The organism is Paenibacillus sanfengchensis, from assembly GCF_036864765.1.
GTDB lineage: Bacteria > Bacillota > Bacilli > Paenibacillales > Paenibacillaceae > Fontibacillus > Fontibacillus sanfengchensis.
Genome location: NZ_JBAGJC010000002.1, coordinates 485,383 through 501,811, shown reverse-complemented (window position 1 = coordinate 501,811; position 16,429 = coordinate 485,383). Strand labels below are relative to the sequence as shown.

At 54.6% G+C, this 16,429-nt stretch carries 15 protein-coding genes; 13 read left to right on the top strand and 2 right to left on the bottom strand.

Going from position 1 to position 16,429, the window contains the following annotated elements; all coding sequences use genetic code 11:
• The first annotated feature begins 2 nt into the window (after positions 1–2).
• From V4U84_RS05605 to V4U84_RS05595, 3 genes are read left to right on the top strand one after another with little or no spacing between them, the layout of a single operon-like run.
• Positions 3–2,786 (top strand): hypothetical protein, encoded by a 2,784-nt coding sequence (locus tag V4U84_RS05605; protein WP_334072476.1) that lies wholly within the window; start codon positions 3–5, stop codon positions 2,784–2,786.
• A 12-nt stretch (positions 2,787–2,798) separates the two neighbouring features.
• Positions 2,799–3,341: a hypothetical protein gene (locus V4U84_RS05600; protein ID WP_334072475.1), complete on the top strand. Its 543-nt coding sequence runs from the start codon at positions 2,799–2,801 to the stop codon at positions 3,339–3,341.
• Entirely contained in the window at positions 3,338–3,505 is a 168-nt protein-coding gene (locus V4U84_RS05595) for an XkdX family protein (RefSeq protein ID WP_334072474.1), read from the top strand. Before V4U84_RS05600 ends, V4U84_RS05595 begins: the two co-directional genes overlap by 4 nt.
• Before the next feature lie 188 nt (positions 3,506–3,693).
• Here V4U84_RS05595 and V4U84_RS26900 read toward each other — a convergent pair whose 3' ends face one another.
• Complete coding sequence (locus V4U84_RS26900; RefSeq protein ID WP_416367213.1) at positions 3,694–3,966, bottom strand: helix-turn-helix domain-containing protein; 273 nt, start codon at positions 3,964–3,966, stop codon at positions 3,694–3,696.
• A 58-nt stretch (positions 3,967–4,024) separates the two neighbouring features.
• On the opposite strand from V4U84_RS26900, the gene V4U84_RS05590 reads away from it, so the two are divergent.
• Together V4U84_RS05590 and V4U84_RS05585 are read left to right on the top strand one after the other, a co-directional pair.
• Positions 4,025–5,008, top strand: coding sequence for an SseB family protein (locus V4U84_RS05590; RefSeq protein WP_334072473.1), 984 nt, complete (start codon positions 4,025–4,027; stop codon positions 5,006–5,008).
• A 338-nt stretch (positions 5,009–5,346) separates the two neighbouring features.
• The gene (locus V4U84_RS05585; RefSeq protein WP_334072472.1) at positions 5,347–6,822 is read left to right on the top strand and encodes a protein adenylyltransferase SelO; all 1,476 of its coding nucleotides are present in this window, start codon (positions 5,347–5,349) and stop codon (positions 6,820–6,822) included.
• 39 nt (positions 6,823–6,861) lie between these two features.
• Here V4U84_RS05585 and V4U84_RS05580 read toward each other — a convergent pair whose 3' ends face one another.
• Positions 6,862–7,905, bottom strand: a complete 1,044-nt coding sequence (locus V4U84_RS05580; RefSeq protein ID WP_334072471.1) for an SIS domain-containing protein — start codon at positions 7,903–7,905, stop codon at positions 6,862–6,864.
• Positions 7,906–8,228: 323 nt separating this feature from the next.
• On the opposite strand from V4U84_RS05580, the gene fba reads away from it, so the two are divergent.
• From fba to V4U84_RS05540, 8 genes are all read left to right on the top strand, one after another.
• Positions 8,229–9,095, top strand: a complete 867-nt coding sequence (gene fba, locus V4U84_RS05575; protein WP_334076884.1) for a class II fructose-1,6-bisphosphate aldolase — start codon at positions 8,229–8,231, stop codon at positions 9,093–9,095.
• Positions 9,065–10,024, top strand: a complete 960-nt coding sequence (locus V4U84_RS05570) for a 1-phosphofructokinase family hexose kinase (RefSeq protein ID WP_334076883.1) — start codon at positions 9,065–9,067, stop codon at positions 10,022–10,024. The genes fba and V4U84_RS05570 overlap by 31 nt, the downstream gene beginning before the upstream one ends.
• Positions 10,025–10,161: 137 nt before the next feature.
• Positions 10,162–10,962, top strand: coding sequence for a DeoR/GlpR family DNA-binding transcription regulator (locus V4U84_RS05565; RefSeq protein ID WP_334076882.1), 801 nt, complete (start codon positions 10,162–10,164; stop codon positions 10,960–10,962).
• Positions 10,963–11,032: 70 nt separating this feature from the next.
• Positions 11,033–12,325 carry an ABC transporter substrate-binding protein gene (locus V4U84_RS05560; protein ID WP_334076881.1) on the top strand — a complete coding sequence of 431 codons (1,293 nt, stop codon included), beginning with the start codon at positions 11,033–11,035 and terminating at the stop codon, positions 12,323–12,325.
• Between the two features lie 19 nt (positions 12,326–12,344).
• Complete coding sequence (locus V4U84_RS05555; protein ID WP_334076880.1) at positions 12,345–13,274, top strand: carbohydrate ABC transporter permease; 930 nt, start codon at positions 12,345–12,347, stop codon at positions 13,272–13,274.
• An 18-nt stretch (positions 13,275–13,292) separates the two neighbouring features.
• Complete coding sequence (locus V4U84_RS05550) at positions 13,293–14,117, top strand: carbohydrate ABC transporter permease (protein ID WP_334076879.1); 825 nt, start codon at positions 13,293–13,295, stop codon at positions 14,115–14,117.
• A gap of 18 nt (positions 14,118–14,135) precedes the next feature.
• Positions 14,136–15,437: an alpha-galactosidase gene (melA, locus tag V4U84_RS05545; protein WP_334076878.1), complete on the top strand. Its 1,302-nt coding sequence runs from the start codon at positions 14,136–14,138 to the stop codon at positions 15,435–15,437.
• Between the two features lie 8 nt (positions 15,438–15,445).
• Complete coding sequence (locus tag V4U84_RS05540; protein ID WP_334076877.1) at positions 15,446–16,390, top strand: carbohydrate kinase family protein; 945 nt, start codon at positions 15,446–15,448, stop codon at positions 16,388–16,390.
• Positions 16,391–16,429: the final 39 nt, after the last annotated feature.

The window sequence follows — 16,429 nt, the reverse complement described above, 5'->3', positions numbered from 1 at the left end:
CGATGGCTAAAATGGATTGGAAGAATAGTGATGTTGTCAAAGCCGAGGATATGAACCAGATCGGACAGGAAATCAATCAACTGCACACCGAATTGAAGGATCGCCTGGACACCGCTGATATCGATCCGGTTACACTCCAGCCCGGCCTACAGGTGATCAATGCAGCTAAGGATGCGCGGTTCCGGCTGGGTGAGATTAAGGGGCGGACGTTGATTAATGTATTGGGGAATTCCGGGAGTTGCGACTCGCTTCAAGGATGGCCCGACACTGGGCGGTTTACAATAGACACAACAAATAAGGTCGAGGGATCCGCGAGTATTAAAGGAAATTTGCTGACGGGGGACCCTTACGTCGACCTTAATCAAATAATTCGTTATCAACCCAGTAAATTTTATGTTGCTGTCGGTGAGGTAAAAGTACCTAGCGGAGTACAAGCCAGGATCCGTATGATTGAGTCGGAGAGGCCCGAGACTGAGCGGGCATCAGAAGTGATTCTATCCTCGACAGGAGACAAGTTTAAAACCCTGTTCTTCAAGGTTCCACAAAACGCCTTTTCCGAGTCTGGAACCGTGTATTTTGGGGCTGTTATTGTAGGATCACAGGGCTCAACAGGGAACGTCGACGCGCTGAGAATATACGAAATTTCGGCGAGTGAGTATGACAGTTTGAACGGAATGACAGCTGAGCAGATCGCGATAAAATATCCGTTCGTTCCGTCCGGAATAATCGGCGTCGATAGCCCTTACGTTGTCAGATACGGTGAAAACTTGCTACCTCCGTTTCCTGAATGGCCCGAAAAAGGCGGAAATGTAGCGATTGATGGTCCTTATGACGTAACAATAAACGCAGCAGGGACAACTCAGGAGTATTTGCAATATAACCTCGACGTTTTGCCGGGACAATCCTACACGATTACGGGAGCAAATGTGCGGGCTGTTGATCTTAACAGTGTAACAATTCTGGCATTTACGGGAAACACTGTTTCCAGCAAAACATTCACAATCCCATCTAACTGTAAAAAACTGAGTATTATTGTTAGCAACGCGACACAAGCCCCTACCGGGACGGGCAACGTGGGGACCTCTCCGGGCGTTTATCGAACTACGGAGCCGATGCTGAACCTTGGAATCACGCCAAAACCATTCAAACCGCGCCGGGACACGATGCTTGCCCTGCAAACGGAGTTAAACTCGAACCCCATCGATGGCAGTAATCCCGACGTATTGTTCGAGAAAGAGGGACAATATTTCAAGCTGGCGAAATGGAAAAAAGTCGTATTGGACGGGTTGCTACCGTGGGAGTACCATACCGCCGAATCCGGGTATAAGGTAGTCAGGATTTCCGGGGGGAGGATATCAGGATTTACCGACAGTTCCCCTAATAATAAATTCGTAACCAAATATAACGGGGCTAGGTTGCCATGGATAAGCGAAATCGGGGACGAAGGAGCTTTCTGGAATGACTTGAATTTTAATGGAGGGTCTTTCCTAGTTGCCGTTCTTAATAAAGATAGCGGATGGGGCGAACTATCGAAAACGGAAACCTTCAGCGGTGACGGGGCGAAAAAGGCATTCACGCTTACGCCGCCAAACGGGTTGGCGCTTATGCCGTCTACTTTTTTTGTATCAGTCAACGGATCGCCGACAACAGCTTATACGTACACCAGTCACGTCCTGACGTTTACTACGGCACCAGCAGCCGGAACGAATAACATCGTCATAACTTACAGATCAGCGTATATACCGACGTCGGACGAGATCAAAGCGTATTTTAACGGATGGGTTATGGCTTCTCAGGAAACTTGGAATACAACCTTTGAGCAGTATAATGGGTCGGGTACAAAGGGCTGGCTTAAGCGCTACGTTGGAATAGGGACTCCTGTTACTTCTTCGCAGATTGGCGTTTTTGAACGCGGATCCGGTGACTATGGCTATACTCTGCCCTCGACCGTGATAAATTCGCTCTGGACGCCGTATCAGCTCTTATACCGTCTCGCAAAGGATTCCGTCGAGCCTGTCTCTTCCGAGGGCGCGCTTTCGCTGCATGAGGGCAATAACCTTACCGAAGTCGGAACGGGGATTGTGTTGAGGGAAAAGGCCAATCCTAATTTTATCGACACCTACAAGATAAATGATGCAGGCGCTTCAATTTCGTGGCTGAGATACGCAACAAATAGGATTTTGTCGATTTATAAAGACTCCCAAAACGACTATGGATGGGAGACAGCTTCAAACAGTTCATACGGGCGCGGAGGGGCTATTGCCGTTCTTGCAAAGGGATTATTTGATCCATCTGTAGTATACTCCGTCACATATATCAAGCTCGACAGGTCCCCGGTTCAGCCTATTTCTGGATCCGTGGCAGCGACGGAAAAGGCGCAGTTGGTCGATTTAACGGCAGACGTCGCCGAGGCGTTACAGCGCGTTTCTGTCGTCGAGCAAAAAAAGGCCGAGAAGGATGTGCCTCTCGTCTGGATTACCCCTACACTTCTTAATGGGTGGAATAATATGGTAAGCGAACCCTTATTATTTACGAAAGTAGGCAGACGAGTCCAACTAACCGGACGTGTAACGGGTGGACTTACTTCTAATGGTGTGGTGTTATTTAGGCTTCCTGCGGGCTACCGTACCCTTCGGACGACGACTATACCTATTCTATATTCGGCGGCATCAAATTCTGGCATAGGGGAATTGGTATTAGGTTCGGACGGGAGCGTTATGTTGTATGGTTTGGGGGGAAATGAATACGTAGACTGTTCTAATATAACATTTTTGGCAGAATACTAAAGGAGGAAGCACATGAAAACAGCTCCTAAAATAGACACGAATGGCCTCTTTATCGAGGACGTAATCGCGGACGACGCCTTTTCGGGCGTTGTCCCTTTTTATATCACGCCGGACGCGGAAGACACAGATAAAACGCCGGAACCCATTCATGTCGGATACACGGTCGGGATTCCGGTAACTCCGGGCCTGTTCCGTCCTCGTTTCGACTTGGAAGCGTGGGAGGCATATCAGGACGAGTTGTTCGCAGCCGAGGAAGCATATAAGGTAGCCTATAACGAATGGTCCGTGCAGTCGGAGGACGAGCGCGGAGAGCCTCCGGTATATGTGGCGCCAGAGCCGCCGACTTTATGGGGGGAGGGATTGACTCCGGAAGAGATTGAGGAGCGGACTCGGCCAAATCCACAGGAACCGAGCGCTACCGATTTGCTGGGGGCAGAGTTAACGTCAATGAAGCTGCAAAATATTCAGCAGCAACAAACAATCAGCGCTTTGGGCACGGAACTGGCTGCGGCGAAACTCGACATTATTAAATTGAGGGGAGTTGAACAAGCTTGAAATTTTGGACACTCGCTTTTGAAAATAATTGGATTACGGCAGAGGCGCTAAAAGGTGCGGTTAAGACTGAACTAAACCCATTTGGAGAGATCACGACAGAAGAGTATAAGAGGATTACAGGAAATGAATATACGGCACTAGATGCAGACAAAACCGTGCAGTAGCGCTTGATAGAGATCTTTAATGAAGTAGGAGGGAGTTGGCAGCCCCCTCCACACAATTTCTTTTCAAAGGGTTATGGCTTGATAGTACACTTTCCCTCAGCTTCCCGGATATTTCCTTCACCTTATCCCATCGATGCAACGAACGATAGACATTGGCCAACTCTTTTAGCGAATCCGACTGATTATACTCATCGACTGGTATACGAATAATTCGAACTGGATGGCTCCGCGCAGCCGTAGAGAAATGGCCTGATTTTACGCCAGTTCGGAACGGACTCCACCAAGACTTCCTCAAAATACTGGTCATAAAAATACCCTCTAGTTAACCCCATAGCTTCCGTAATAAGGTCTAGCTGCTCTATACTCAAGGTTCGATTTCCGTTTAAAATGTAACTAAGGGATCCGACATTAACGCCGGTTTGTTTCGCAAATTGACTTAAGTTTAGTCCTTCCCGGTTCATATATGGCAAGTTTCAAGCATCGCTATAGTAAGGCAAAACCTACGAGAGGAGCGGGGCAATGAACGAGCAGCGCAAGGACGAAATCGGCCGGAAGTTTATCTTTAGTCCGCAGGTATCCGCGGAGGAATACGAGGCCCTGGAGATCCAGGAGCTGATTTTTTTGATTCATTCCGCCAAGTATTTTAAGGTGGAGGAGGTTTTTCCGAACGTTTATCTGGATGAGCGGATTAAGGAGTTTCACAACGTGCTTCTGGAGAAGATCAAGGAAGCCGAAACGTTATACATAGCCTACGAAAAAAACACCAATTACCCCTACCTCGACGCCGACGACCGGGTCTGGATATTTTCCAGGGAAGCGTACGCTGCGAATGCGCGGGATTATTTTATGCAGCAGTTGCTGATGCTGGATATGCAAAAGGTGGACCAGGAGAACATTCTCCCGAAAATCGCGGAGTTGCATACGCTGGGTCTGCCCAGGATTCTGCTCGATAATGGACAATACCATGTCGAGATCGAACGGGACGAGCTTCTGCCGCCGCCGGATTGGAGCGGGGTACCGGAGATCAACATTCCCGTAAGCAATCCTGGGCTGCAGCGGGCGCTGATCCGATTTTTTCAAACGATGTCCATCCAAGACCCTGACCAGGATAGAAAAAGATCGCTTCTCCAGACCCTGGAGACCGAAATGCTGGAGCAACTGATTCAGGCCAGGTACTTACTGCCCATGCAACTGATCGAGCCAAACCCGTCACCGCCCGACGAACACGGCAAAAAGACGATCGGGGCAGGAGCCACCCTTCAGTTTGGCGTACTGGGAGGGGAGGGTGATACTATTTGGCTGCCGGCCTTTACGGATTGGGCCGAGTTTGAAAAGGTGTACGATAAAGAGATCTGGAGCAGCAATGTCGCGGGTTATGAGGACCTTTTGGCGTTGTCGGAAACCATGAGCGGCATCGTGATTAACTGCCAAGGGATTCCGCTTCGGATCGATGAGAAGAACAAGAGGATGATAGAGGCGTACAGAAGCGAACGAAGTAGTTAGAATCAGTGGCTGCAATTAACGGGAAAACCTCCCGTTAATTTTCCGCTATGGTCCCTTGGACCCGATTTAGCTGGAAAAACTCCATCTATATTGTGGCCCTAATCGCCGATATACCCGATTTCAGGTGAATTAGCAGGATGTTTTCCAGTTAATTTTCCGCTGCAGCCGTATACGTACCTAATTAACGGGAGGAATTCCCGTTAATTTGGCCCCACCGCCCTCTGCAGCGTATGTCGCCAACATCTTTTAACCTCTCGGATAATAATTGGATACGAGCGAACAATACAAGAAAATGCCCTGGTTTATCGTTACCATCATAACAACCGAAAGGAGATCCGATGAGAGAACATAACGCAATTCCGGAACCCGGATGGAATTTCGATAACAGTTACGCGCGGTTACCGGAGGTTTTTTATTCCAAGGTAACCCCGACGCCTGTCCGCTTGCCGAAGCTGGTCGTTCTGAATGAGCCGTTGGCCGCTGCCCTGGGGCTGGATATTCAAGCGCTGAAAAATGATCGGGGTTTGGCGGTATTGGCCGGCAACGAACTGCCCGAAGGGGCCGCGCCGCTGGCTCAAGCTTATGCCGGGCACCAATTCGGGCATTTTACCAAGCTGGGCGACGGGCGGGCCATCCTGTTGGGCGAACAGAGGACGCCGCAGGGCACGCGGTTTGACGTCCAACTGAAGGGCCCGGGCCGGACCCCCTATTCCCGGCAAGGGGACGGCCGGGCGGCGCTCGGACCGATGCTGCGCGAATACATCATCAGCGAAGCCATGCACGCGCTGGGCATTCCGACGACGCGCAGCCTGGCGGTCGTTACAACGGGTGAAACCGTGCACCGGGAAACCGGATTGCCCGGCGCGATTTTGACCCGCGTGGCTTCGAGTCACCTGCGGGTGGGGACCTTTCAATACGCGGCCCATTGGGGCGAGGCTGAGGAGCTTCGGGCGCTGGCGGATTACACTTGGGAAAGGCATTTTTCGGAGGCTGACCCGGGCGAGAACCGCTATCTCTCCCTGCTCCGGGAGGTGATCGAGCGGCAGGCTTCGCTGATCGCCAAGTGGCAGCTCGTGGGCTTTATCCACGGCGTCATGAACACGGACAATATGGCGCTTAGCGGCGAAACCATCGACTATGGACCCTGCGCCTTCATGGACGCCTATGATCCGGCCACGGTGTTCAGCTCCATCGATAGGCACGGCCGCTATGCCTACGGCAACCAGCCGGAAATCGCCGCCTGGAATCTCGCGCGGTTTGCCGAGGCGCTGCTGCCGCTCCTGCATGAGGACGAGGAGCAGGCGGTCAAACTGGCGGAAACGGCCTTGGGCGATTTTGCCGAGCGGTTCCACCATCATTGGTTGGGCGGCATGCGGGCCAAACTGGGGCTCTTCAATGAGGAGCCGGAGGATGTGCCTTTGATCAAGCGTCTGCTGGGCGTGATGTACAAGACCCGTGCCGACTACACCAACACCTTCCGGGCGCTGAGCCTGGATCGGCCGACGGAGGCCGCGCTTGAGAGCGCAGACGAATTTGCGGCCTGGCGGAAGGAGTGGCAAGCGAGACAGGGCCGCCAGGAGGAGAGCGCCGAGGCCGCGCAGGCGCTGATGCGCCGCAGCAATCCGGCGGTGATTCCGCGCAATCACCGGGTGGAGGAGGCGCTGGAGGCGGCCGTGGAACGCGGGGATACCGGCGTAATGGAGCGGCTTTTGGCCGTGCTGGCCAAGCCTTACGATTACGGGCCGGAGCAGGAAGAATACTGCGGCCTGCCGGATCCTTCCGGTCGGCCATACCGGACATTTTGCGGAACATAAGAGAACAGGGCTTCCCGCTCAAGGGAGCCCTGTTTTCTTTTACAGCTTCACCCAAGCAACCAGCCCATCCGGCTGGTCGGGGTTGATGCCATGGCGCTCGGCACTGGTCAAAGCGGCGATTTGCGCAATGAAAATGAACGGAATGCCTTGCACCGCGGGGTCCAGCGGACTGTCCGCCACAACCGCGAGGTCAACGATGTCTTGCGGCACGGCTGCCGTCGAATCGGCAAAGGCGATCACGGTGGCTCCCCGGTCTTTGATGTCGCGCATCAGGTTGCGCTGATGATCGCTGCCGCTGCTTGATAAGGCCGCGATCACAAGCGTGTCCGGGCCCACCGTGACCATCGGGCCGTGGCGCACATCGAGGAGATGGTGGGAGTGCGCTTGCGTCTTGGCGATTTCAGTCAAGGCGAGCGCGCCTTCAGCCGCCAGACCCTGCAATTCCCCGTCCGCAAGCACCACGGCGTTCGTCCAGGCGAAGCCGGCGGTCCGGCGGATGTTGTCCTCTACGCGCGCCATGTAGGCCTCGCCTTGATGAATGGCCTTTTGCATATCGGCAATCAGGGCTTCATCGTTGCCGAGAAAAGCCGCAATCAGGAGGTTGGCGGCGTACAGGTTGGTCACCGTGCGCGTCTGGCAGACACTATGGTCGAAGGCCCAGGGGAGTTCCAGGGCGAAATCGGCCTGTGCGGACAGCGGAGAACCCGCTACGCAGGAGATCGTCAATACGGGAACCGACTCCCCGGCCCGGACCAGGCGCAGCGCTTCGACCACCTCGCTGGTGCTGCCGGAGCGGGAGGGTGCGATCGCCAAGGTGCCCTCCAGCATGGAACGGTAGCGGGAGGAATGAAGCATCAGATCGCCGGCGGCCAAGGAAATGGCGGGCAAGCCTGCCCGCAACCGGAAGGAGAAAGCGGCTGATTCGCTTAAGCAATAGCTCGAGCCGGAGCCGACAAAAGTAAGGGATCTGATCGGCCGGCCGCGGACAAAGGCGGTAATCTCATCGCGTTTGGCCAGCATATAATCGTAGGTCTGCCGCAAGGCTTTGTACTGGTCTTTAACTTCACTATAAGTCAGACTCATAAAGGGGACCTCCTGAAAATGGAATAATGACACTTTACGTCAATTCTATAATTGTTTAGATCAAAAAATCAATAATAAGATTGAAAAAATCAGTAATTTTGACGCATTTAACCTAGATACCTACGATATTTTTCAATAAAATGATTGATTTAATCATAATTACCGATTATTATAATCACAAACATAACATTTTTAAATCTGTTTCATCCGATTCCAATCCCTGCGGAAGGAGGAGCCACGATCGTTCAAACTGCTGCGGTCAGCTATCCTATAAAATTTTGCATCCCCGGTACTGCAGCGAATAATTCGTAAGGGGGATAAGTATGCCACTAATCTCATCTACTGAAATGCTGAAAGATGCGCGAAGGGAGAAATACGCTATCGCCGCTTTTAATGTGCACACCCTGGAGATGCTTCAAGCGGTGGTGGAAGCGGCGGTTGAAACGGAGTCACCGCTGATTATTCAATCCACGGTGGGCACCGTCAAACATTTGGGGCCGGATTATATCGCCCGTGCGGCCAAGACCGCGGCGGACCGGTCCGGTCTTCCCATTGCGCTGCACTTGGACCACTGCACCGATTTTCCGACGATCATCCAGTGTATACGTGCAGGCTACACCTCGGTGATGATCGATGCTTCCATGCATCCTTTTGAGGAAAATGTGAACCAAACCCGCAAAGTGATGGAGATCGCCCGGGCTTCAGGCGTAAACGTGGAGGCCGAGTTAGGCAAGGTCGGCGGGGTTGAGGACGACATTGTCGTCGATGAGCGGCAAGCGTCGTTGGCCGACCCCGAAGAATGCGTTCGGTTTATTGAACTTACCGGAGTATCCACACTTGCGCCCGCGATCGGAACCGCTCACGGCATTTACAAGGGCCGGCCGAACATCGATTTCGAGCGGATTGCTCGCATCGCGGATCGTGTGGCCGTTCCTCTCGTCCTGCACGGCGGGTCGGGTATTCCAGCCGAGCAGATCCATCAGGCGGTCGCGCTGGGGATGTCCAAGGTGAACATCGCCACCGAGCTGCGCATCGCGTTCTCCGACGCGATCAAGGGCGTATTTACGGACCATCCCGAAGAAAACGATCCGCGCAAATACATGGTTCCGGCGAAGGAAGCAGTCAAACGGCTGGCGATGGAGAAAATGCGGCTCTGCGGATGCGCCGGCAAAGCCGGCGTGGCCCGATGATCACCACGGTCACGCTCCATGCGGCTATCGACCGGACCTGTTACGTCGACCGGTTCAGCGTGGGCCGGGTGCAGCGGGTGTCCCGGCAAATAGACGAGCCGGGCGGCAAAGGCAACAATGTCGCCAAGGTGATCCGGCAGCTCGGCGGCCAGGTCACGGCCACCGGCATCATCGCCGGGACCAATGGTGCGTTCATTGAACGCAGCCTGGCCGAACGAGGCATCCGGACGGAATTTGTCCATGCCCCGGGAGGAGAATCGCGAGTCTGCCTCAACATCCTGGATGAGTCGAGCGGAAGCTCCACCGAACTGCTCGGGCAAGGACCGGCCGTCACGGAACCCCAAATCGCCGCCATCAAGGAAACGCTGCACGGTCTGGCCTCGCAGTCCAGCGTGGTCGTACTGTCCGGCAGCTTGCCCGCGGGATCGCCGGACAGCTTGTACGCGGAACTGATCGGCATCGTTCGGTCCGCTGGCGCGCGGGCATTTCTGGATACCGGCGGAGCGGCCTTCAGCGCCGGACTCGGCGCACCGCCTCATTTTGTGAAACCGAACGAGCGGGAATTGGCCGGATGGCTGGGGCGCGAACCGGGGGAGCTGAGCGAATGGACCCGGGCCGCGCGGATGCTGGCCGACCAGGGAATTGCCGAGGTGTGCGTCACGCTGGGCAGCCGAGGAGCCGTGGCGATCCTGGATGGAGCGGGGTATCTGGTGCTGCCGCCGGCCATTCAGCCCGTGAATACCGTGGGCTGCGGCGACGCCTTCGTTGCCGGCATGGCTTACGCGGAAGAACGCGGCGATTCGGCCGTGGCCAGACTGCGTACCGCCGCCGCGGCGGCCGCGGCAAACGCGATGTCCGATAAAGCGGGAAACATCGATCCCCGTCTTTTCCGGGAATACGAGCCGCAGGTACAGATTATAGCGTTGTGAAGGGGCCCGGCCAAAGCGGTCGTCGCGCGGTCTTTTTAACAGGATGCGGGTTCATTTCGGCGTATTGCAATCTATCCTTCCATCCTCCACAATAGAGCTAACACGGGCTAGTCCCAGATATTTCAAAGGAGAGTCTTATGCAATATTCAAAGGGTGAGCTGCGCAGAGCGAAAACGCTGGAACTGATCAAAACGCACGGAAAAATATCGCTGCAGGAGATTATCGAGGCCGTCGGCTGCTCGGAAGCGACCGCAAGGCGCGATCTGGATATGCTGGAAAAAGCGGGGGGCATCATTCGCACCACTGGAGGAGCGATCTATGAAGGGGCGCTGATGTCATCGGCGGCGGAGCTTCCTTTTGCGGCCAAGCGCGATTTCAAGCGCCAGGATAAGGAGCTGATTGCCGAGGCCGCGGCCGCCCTGGTGGAGGAAGGGGACATCATCTGCCTGACCGGGGGAACCACGACGTTCTTTATTGCGAAAGCGCTGAAGAAACACCGGAATATTACGATTGTCACCAACGCGGTGAATATTGCTTTTGAACTGGCCGACGCCGAAGATATCCAGGTGGTCGTGATCGGCGGCGTGATGCGGGCCAAAAGCTACGAGCTAAGCGGTCCGCTGGCGGAGAATGTGATCGATAAAATCAACATCACCAAGATGTTTCTCGGGGTGGATGGCGTATCGCTGAATCATGGCTTTACGATGCATTCCGAGCTTGAATCCCGTATTGCCCAATTGATGATGGAACGTTCCAGCGAAGTGTATGCTGTATTCGATCAAAGCAAGCTGGAGAAGAGCGCTTTGTTTACCATTACTCCTCTCAATCAGGTGACGGGGGTAATTACGAACAAGCAACCGGAGGGATGGTTTGAGCAAGCGTGCCGGGAGCAGCAGATTGCCGTACATACACCTATAGACCACGCCGCTTCTATTTGATGGCGCTTTAACCTCAAGCAACCTCCCCTTCATAGGCTGGCTAATTTGCAGGATAAGGGAGGATATGCGAATGCGGTTTTCCAAATTTATGCTGATTATGGCGGTTGTTTGCGTTGTATTCGCTATGGTGGGCTGTGCAAGCCCCGCCGCTTCCGGCGGGGGTACATCCGCGGACCCGAAAGGCAAGGTCAACCTGGTCTTTTGGAGCCATCAAGAGGACGGAATTGTAAACGCATACAAGAAAATAATCTCGAAATATCAGGCCTCACACCCCGATGTAACGATCGAGTATCAGACCTTTCCGTATGACGTGTACAATCAGAAGCTAAAAGCGTCATTCTCCGCGAAAAAACCGCCCGATATCGCCGAATTGTTCGGCACTTGGGTTCCCGAATATTCCAAGAACAGTCTGCTTGCTGAAATCCCCGATAGCGAAAATGTGAAAAAGGCGTATTATGACGCGCCTCTTGGCGGGTATCTGCGGGATAACAAGCTGTACGGGCTGCCGCTGGAATACAACATTGAAAACGGCGGTATGCTGGTTCACCCGGAAATGCTGAAGGAGCAAGGCTTCGATCAGCCGCCGTCCACCTGGACGGAGCTTGTGGACTACGCCAAAAAACTGACCGTCCGCGAAGGCGATGTCATTAAAGTCAAGGGCTTCGATTTTGTATCGACGGACAATATCACGTTTACTTTCCTGTCGCTTATCCTGCAGCAGGGCGCAAGCTTCTGGGGAGAGGACGGACATGTCCATTTCGGGACACCGGAGGCGCGGAAGGCGATGTCCGCTTTGGTCTCGCTCGTGGCCGACGACAAAGTCGCGGATTTGGCCTCGTTCGGTGGAGAGCTCGACACCTCCGATCATTTTTTCCGCGGGAACTCGGCCATGACCTACCGCGGTCCTTGGACGATTGCCGCCGGACTGAACAATTATAAAGTCAGCGATTTTGAATACGTCCCTGTACCGTCCTTCACGGAGAATCCGCCCGCCTTTGCCGCCGAATCCGGCTGGGGCCTTGCGATCGCGAAGCAAAGCAAGCAGCAGGAGGCCGCGCTCGAGTTCATCCGGTTCATTTCGGAGAAGGAGAATCTTTCGGCATGGAATACGGACACTTTTACCGTCCCGGCCAAAAAAGAAATCGCCGAAGATCCGGAATTCCTGAAGAACAATCCGTACATGAAAACCTCGCTGGAAGTATTGCCGCTCGGCCAATGGATCGGTCCGGTGGCGGACCGGGATTTCTTCTTCAAGCAGGTCAACGACAACTTTCAGTTGATGGTTGGCGGACAGCTAAGCGTGGAGGATGGATTGGCGAACATAGAGAAGGCCATCAACGGTAATCAGGACCAACATAAGTGATTGGGGTGTTCGCATGAGTATGGCAGTACCAACCGACAAGGCGGAAAAGGCCAGACTGGCTGGAAAGACGGCGGGGTACAGGGCCAAGCGGAGGTTCATCCTCATTTCATTGGTGCCGATCCTGCTTCTGTTCGGGGTGTTTGCTTTCCTGCCCATTGCCTGGAGCCTGGGTTTGTCCCTGTTTAAATACAGCCCGCTCAGTACAAGCGCGCTGTTCGTGGGAGCGGAGAACTATCTCCGCATGGTCCAGGATACCGTCTTCTTGAAATCGTTATGGGTCACGTTCAAATTCGTAACCATCGCCGTGCTGGTCAATATCGTCATTACGCTGTTGATTGCTTCGGCCATTCAGCGAGTCAGAATTCCGTGGCTCAAAAATTTGTTCCGCACCGTGTTTTTTCTCCCGACGATCGCGCCGCTGGCGGGTACCGCCATCGTATGGAACACGATGTTCAATTACAACAGCGGCTTGTTCAACATGCTGCTGACCAAGCTGCATATGGCCCCGGTCCAGTGGCTCGGCGATCCGCACTATGCGCTTTATTCCGTTATTCTGATGACCCTGTGGGCCGACATCGGCTATAACATCGTCCTTTTCATAGCCGGGCTGGATTCCATTCCCGAGATGTACTATGAAGCGGCGATCCTGGAGGGCGCGGGCCGGTGGCATATTTTTCGGCGGATCACGCTGCCGCTGCTGCGCCGAACGCTGCTGTTCGTCTCCGTGACCACGGTAGTCTCCTACTTCCAGACCTTCGCCCAATTTCAGATCATGACCAAGGGGGAGCCTTTCAACGAGACGCGGGTGCTGGCCCTGCATATTTATGACCAGGCGTTCTCCACTTCGAATATGGGATACGCTTCGGCAATGGCAACCGTATTTCTCGTGATCATTCTGCTTGTGACTTTGCTGCAGCTGAGATGGGGGCGTACGCAGTGGGAACATTGAGAGGGGGAAAAGAAGCTTATGCCGCATAAACGCAGTTCGTGGGATGGGGTTCTTATATTCTTTCTGGCGGTGGCCGCCTGTATCATGCTGCTTCCTTACGCCTGGATGGTGTTGTCATCGCTAAAGAGCAATATGGAAATCGTTTCGGGCACCGGCGGGCTGTTTCCCCGGCAGCCCAGCCTGGAGGGATACCGGACGGTCTTCCGCGATGCGCCGTTTGTCACGTGGTTGTTGAACAGCTTGGTGACCTCCGTCATCATCACGGCCATCACCTTGTTCACCAGCTCCCTGGCCGGCTATATTTTTGCCAAACATCAATTCAAGGGGAAAAAACTGCTGTTCATCCTGATCCTGGCGACCATGATGATTCCGTTTCAGGTCCTGATGATTCCGACTTATCTCATTACGGCCGAGCTTGGACTCGTCAACCATCTGATGGCGATCGTCTTGCCGAATTTGGTCAGTTCCTACGGCGTGTTCCTGGCCAAGCAATTTATCGAGGAGATCCCGCAGGAACTGCTGGAGGCGGCCAGAATGGACGGCGCCGGCGAGTTCCGGCTGATGTTCCGCATCATCTCGCCGCTCATCCTGCCGATGCTGTCGGCCTTGGGAATATTCACGTTCATGAACTCCTGGAACAACTACCTTTGGCCGCTGATTGTATTGAATGATGAGAGCAAGATGACCGTTCCGCTCGCATTGGTCTATTTTAACGGGACCCACCAGGTCAATTACAACGTCGTTATGTCCGCGGCGGTTCTGATTACCGTGCCGGTTATTATTGTGTTCCTGATCTTCCAGAAGCAATTCATTAAAGGCCTGACGATGACAGGCATGAAATAAGGGGCGAGGAGAAGAGCTATGACGAAAATTTCAATTATCGGTGCAGGCAGTGCGTTTACCCGGGAAATCGCCATGGATATCCTTTTGATCGAGGGGGTGGAGGGCGGTACGATCGCCCTGGTCGATATCGATGCGGGGCGGCTTGAGCTTGCGCGCAAGCTGGTGCTCAAAATTGTGGAATTGACGGGAAAACGGTGGGAGGTAATTGCCTCCACGGACCGCCGGGAAGTGATCGGCGGCTCCCGGTTCGTGATCAACCAAATTGAGGTCGGCGGGCTGGAGACGGTCCGTTACGAGTATGAAATTCCGCTGAAATACGGGGTCAATCAATGCATCGGTGATACGCTGGGGCCGGGCGGCCTATTTAAAACCCTGCGTACCCTCCCCAGTTGGATGGAGATTGTCCGGGACGTCGAAGAGCTGTGTCCCGACGCCATGATTCTGAACTATACGAATCCGATGTCCGCCGTAACGCTTCTGACCTCCCGCATCACGAATCTCCCGGTGGTCGGCCTGTGCCATTCCATCCAGAACACGTCCGCCCAACTGGCGGAATACGCCGGGATTCCTTACGAAGAAATGCACTGGAGAGCCGGCGGCATCAACCACATGTCCTGGTTTGTGGAACTGACTCATGCCGGGAAGGACCTGTACCCCGTTCTCCTGGAAAAAATCAAGGACCCCGAGCTGCTGCGCCAGGACCCTGTCCGCTTCGATGCGATGAAATATCTGGGCGCTTTCGTTTCGGAATCCAGCGGGCATTTCTCGGAGTATATTCCATATTACCGGAAGCGTCAGTCGCTGATCGATTTGCACTGCAACTCCGGTTATAACGGGGCGACAGGTTATTATGCCGACAACTGGCCAATTTGGCGTAAAGAGAACGATGAAGAGATCGCTGCGCAGCTCGAGGGGACGATGCCGCTTGAACTGCAATCCAGTAAGGAGTATGCGGCAGTCATTATTGAAGCGGTGCTGAAGCATGAGCCGAAAGTGATCTACGGCAACGTGCCCAACCGGGGGCTAATCGAAAATTTACCGGCGGACGGCGTGGTCGAGGTAGCTTGCCTGGTTGACCGGAGAGGCGTGCAGCCTACCCGTTTCGGGAGACTGCCGGAGCATTTGGCCGCATTGTGCCGCTCAAATATGGCTTTCTTTGACCTGGCTGTGGAAGCGGTGCTGAATCGCGACAAGGAGATGGCCCGCCATGCCCTGATGGTGGACCCGCTGTCCGCGGCCGTTTGCTCCCTGGAGGAAATCGGGCGCATGTTCGAAGAACTGTATGAGGCGGAACGGGACTTCGTTCCGGTATTGAAATGATGCGGTCCATGGAGGCGAGGCCCGTTGTAGTCGTCGCCGGCGAGCTGAATGTGGACATCATCGTGTCCGGAGGCGATGTGATGCCGGAGTGGAACCGGGAGAAGATGATCGATGGCTTCGAGGTCGTGCTCGGTTCCTCTTCGGCCATCACGGCCTGTGCTTTGGCCAGCCTGGGCGCGGATGTGAGGTTCGTCAGCGTGGTGGGGGACGACGATTTCGGCGCCTTTTGCACGGGCGAACTGCGGCGTATGGGCGTGGGCACGGAGCATGTTACCCGGCTGCCGGACGTTAAGACAGGTGTAACGCTGTCCTTCTCCACACCCGCCGACCGTGGGTTGTTAACCTATGCCGGCAGCATCCCGCTGCTGACCCCGGAGTATATCCCGGAGGCGCTGCTGCGGCAGGCCCACCATCTGCATTTCGGCTCCTATTATTTGCAGGATGGCATGAGACCGCATTGGCGGGAGCTTTTTGGATGGCTGCGCGCGGACGGGATCAGCACGTCGTTCGATACGGGCTGGGATGTGGCCAACCGGTGGGATCGCGACGGCATCTGCGCGCTGCTGGCGGAAACGGATCTGTTCATTCCCAGTGAGGATGAACTGCTGCATATTTTCCCGGCCGACGGGGTCGCCAGTGTTCTTGAAACCCTGCTTCCTCCCGTCGGGGGGATGGTGGCGGTCAAGCAAGGCTCCAGAGGGGCTTCGCTGCGCCAGCATGATGGAAGTGTGATCACGGCCGGTCCTTACGCGGTGACTCCGGTGGATACGACGGGAGCGGGCGACTGCTTCAACGCGGGGATCATTCACGGCTACCTGCTTGGCCGCCGCGGCGATGAACTGCTGCGATTCGCCAGCGCGTGCGGAGCCTTGTCGACCCTTGGCACTGGCGGCACCGGAAGTCTGCCGACGGTGGAAGCCGTGCATCGCTTGCAAGAAGACGCAAATCGATGATACGTTAGTTTGACGAATGCCAAATGAGATGGGAGTTGA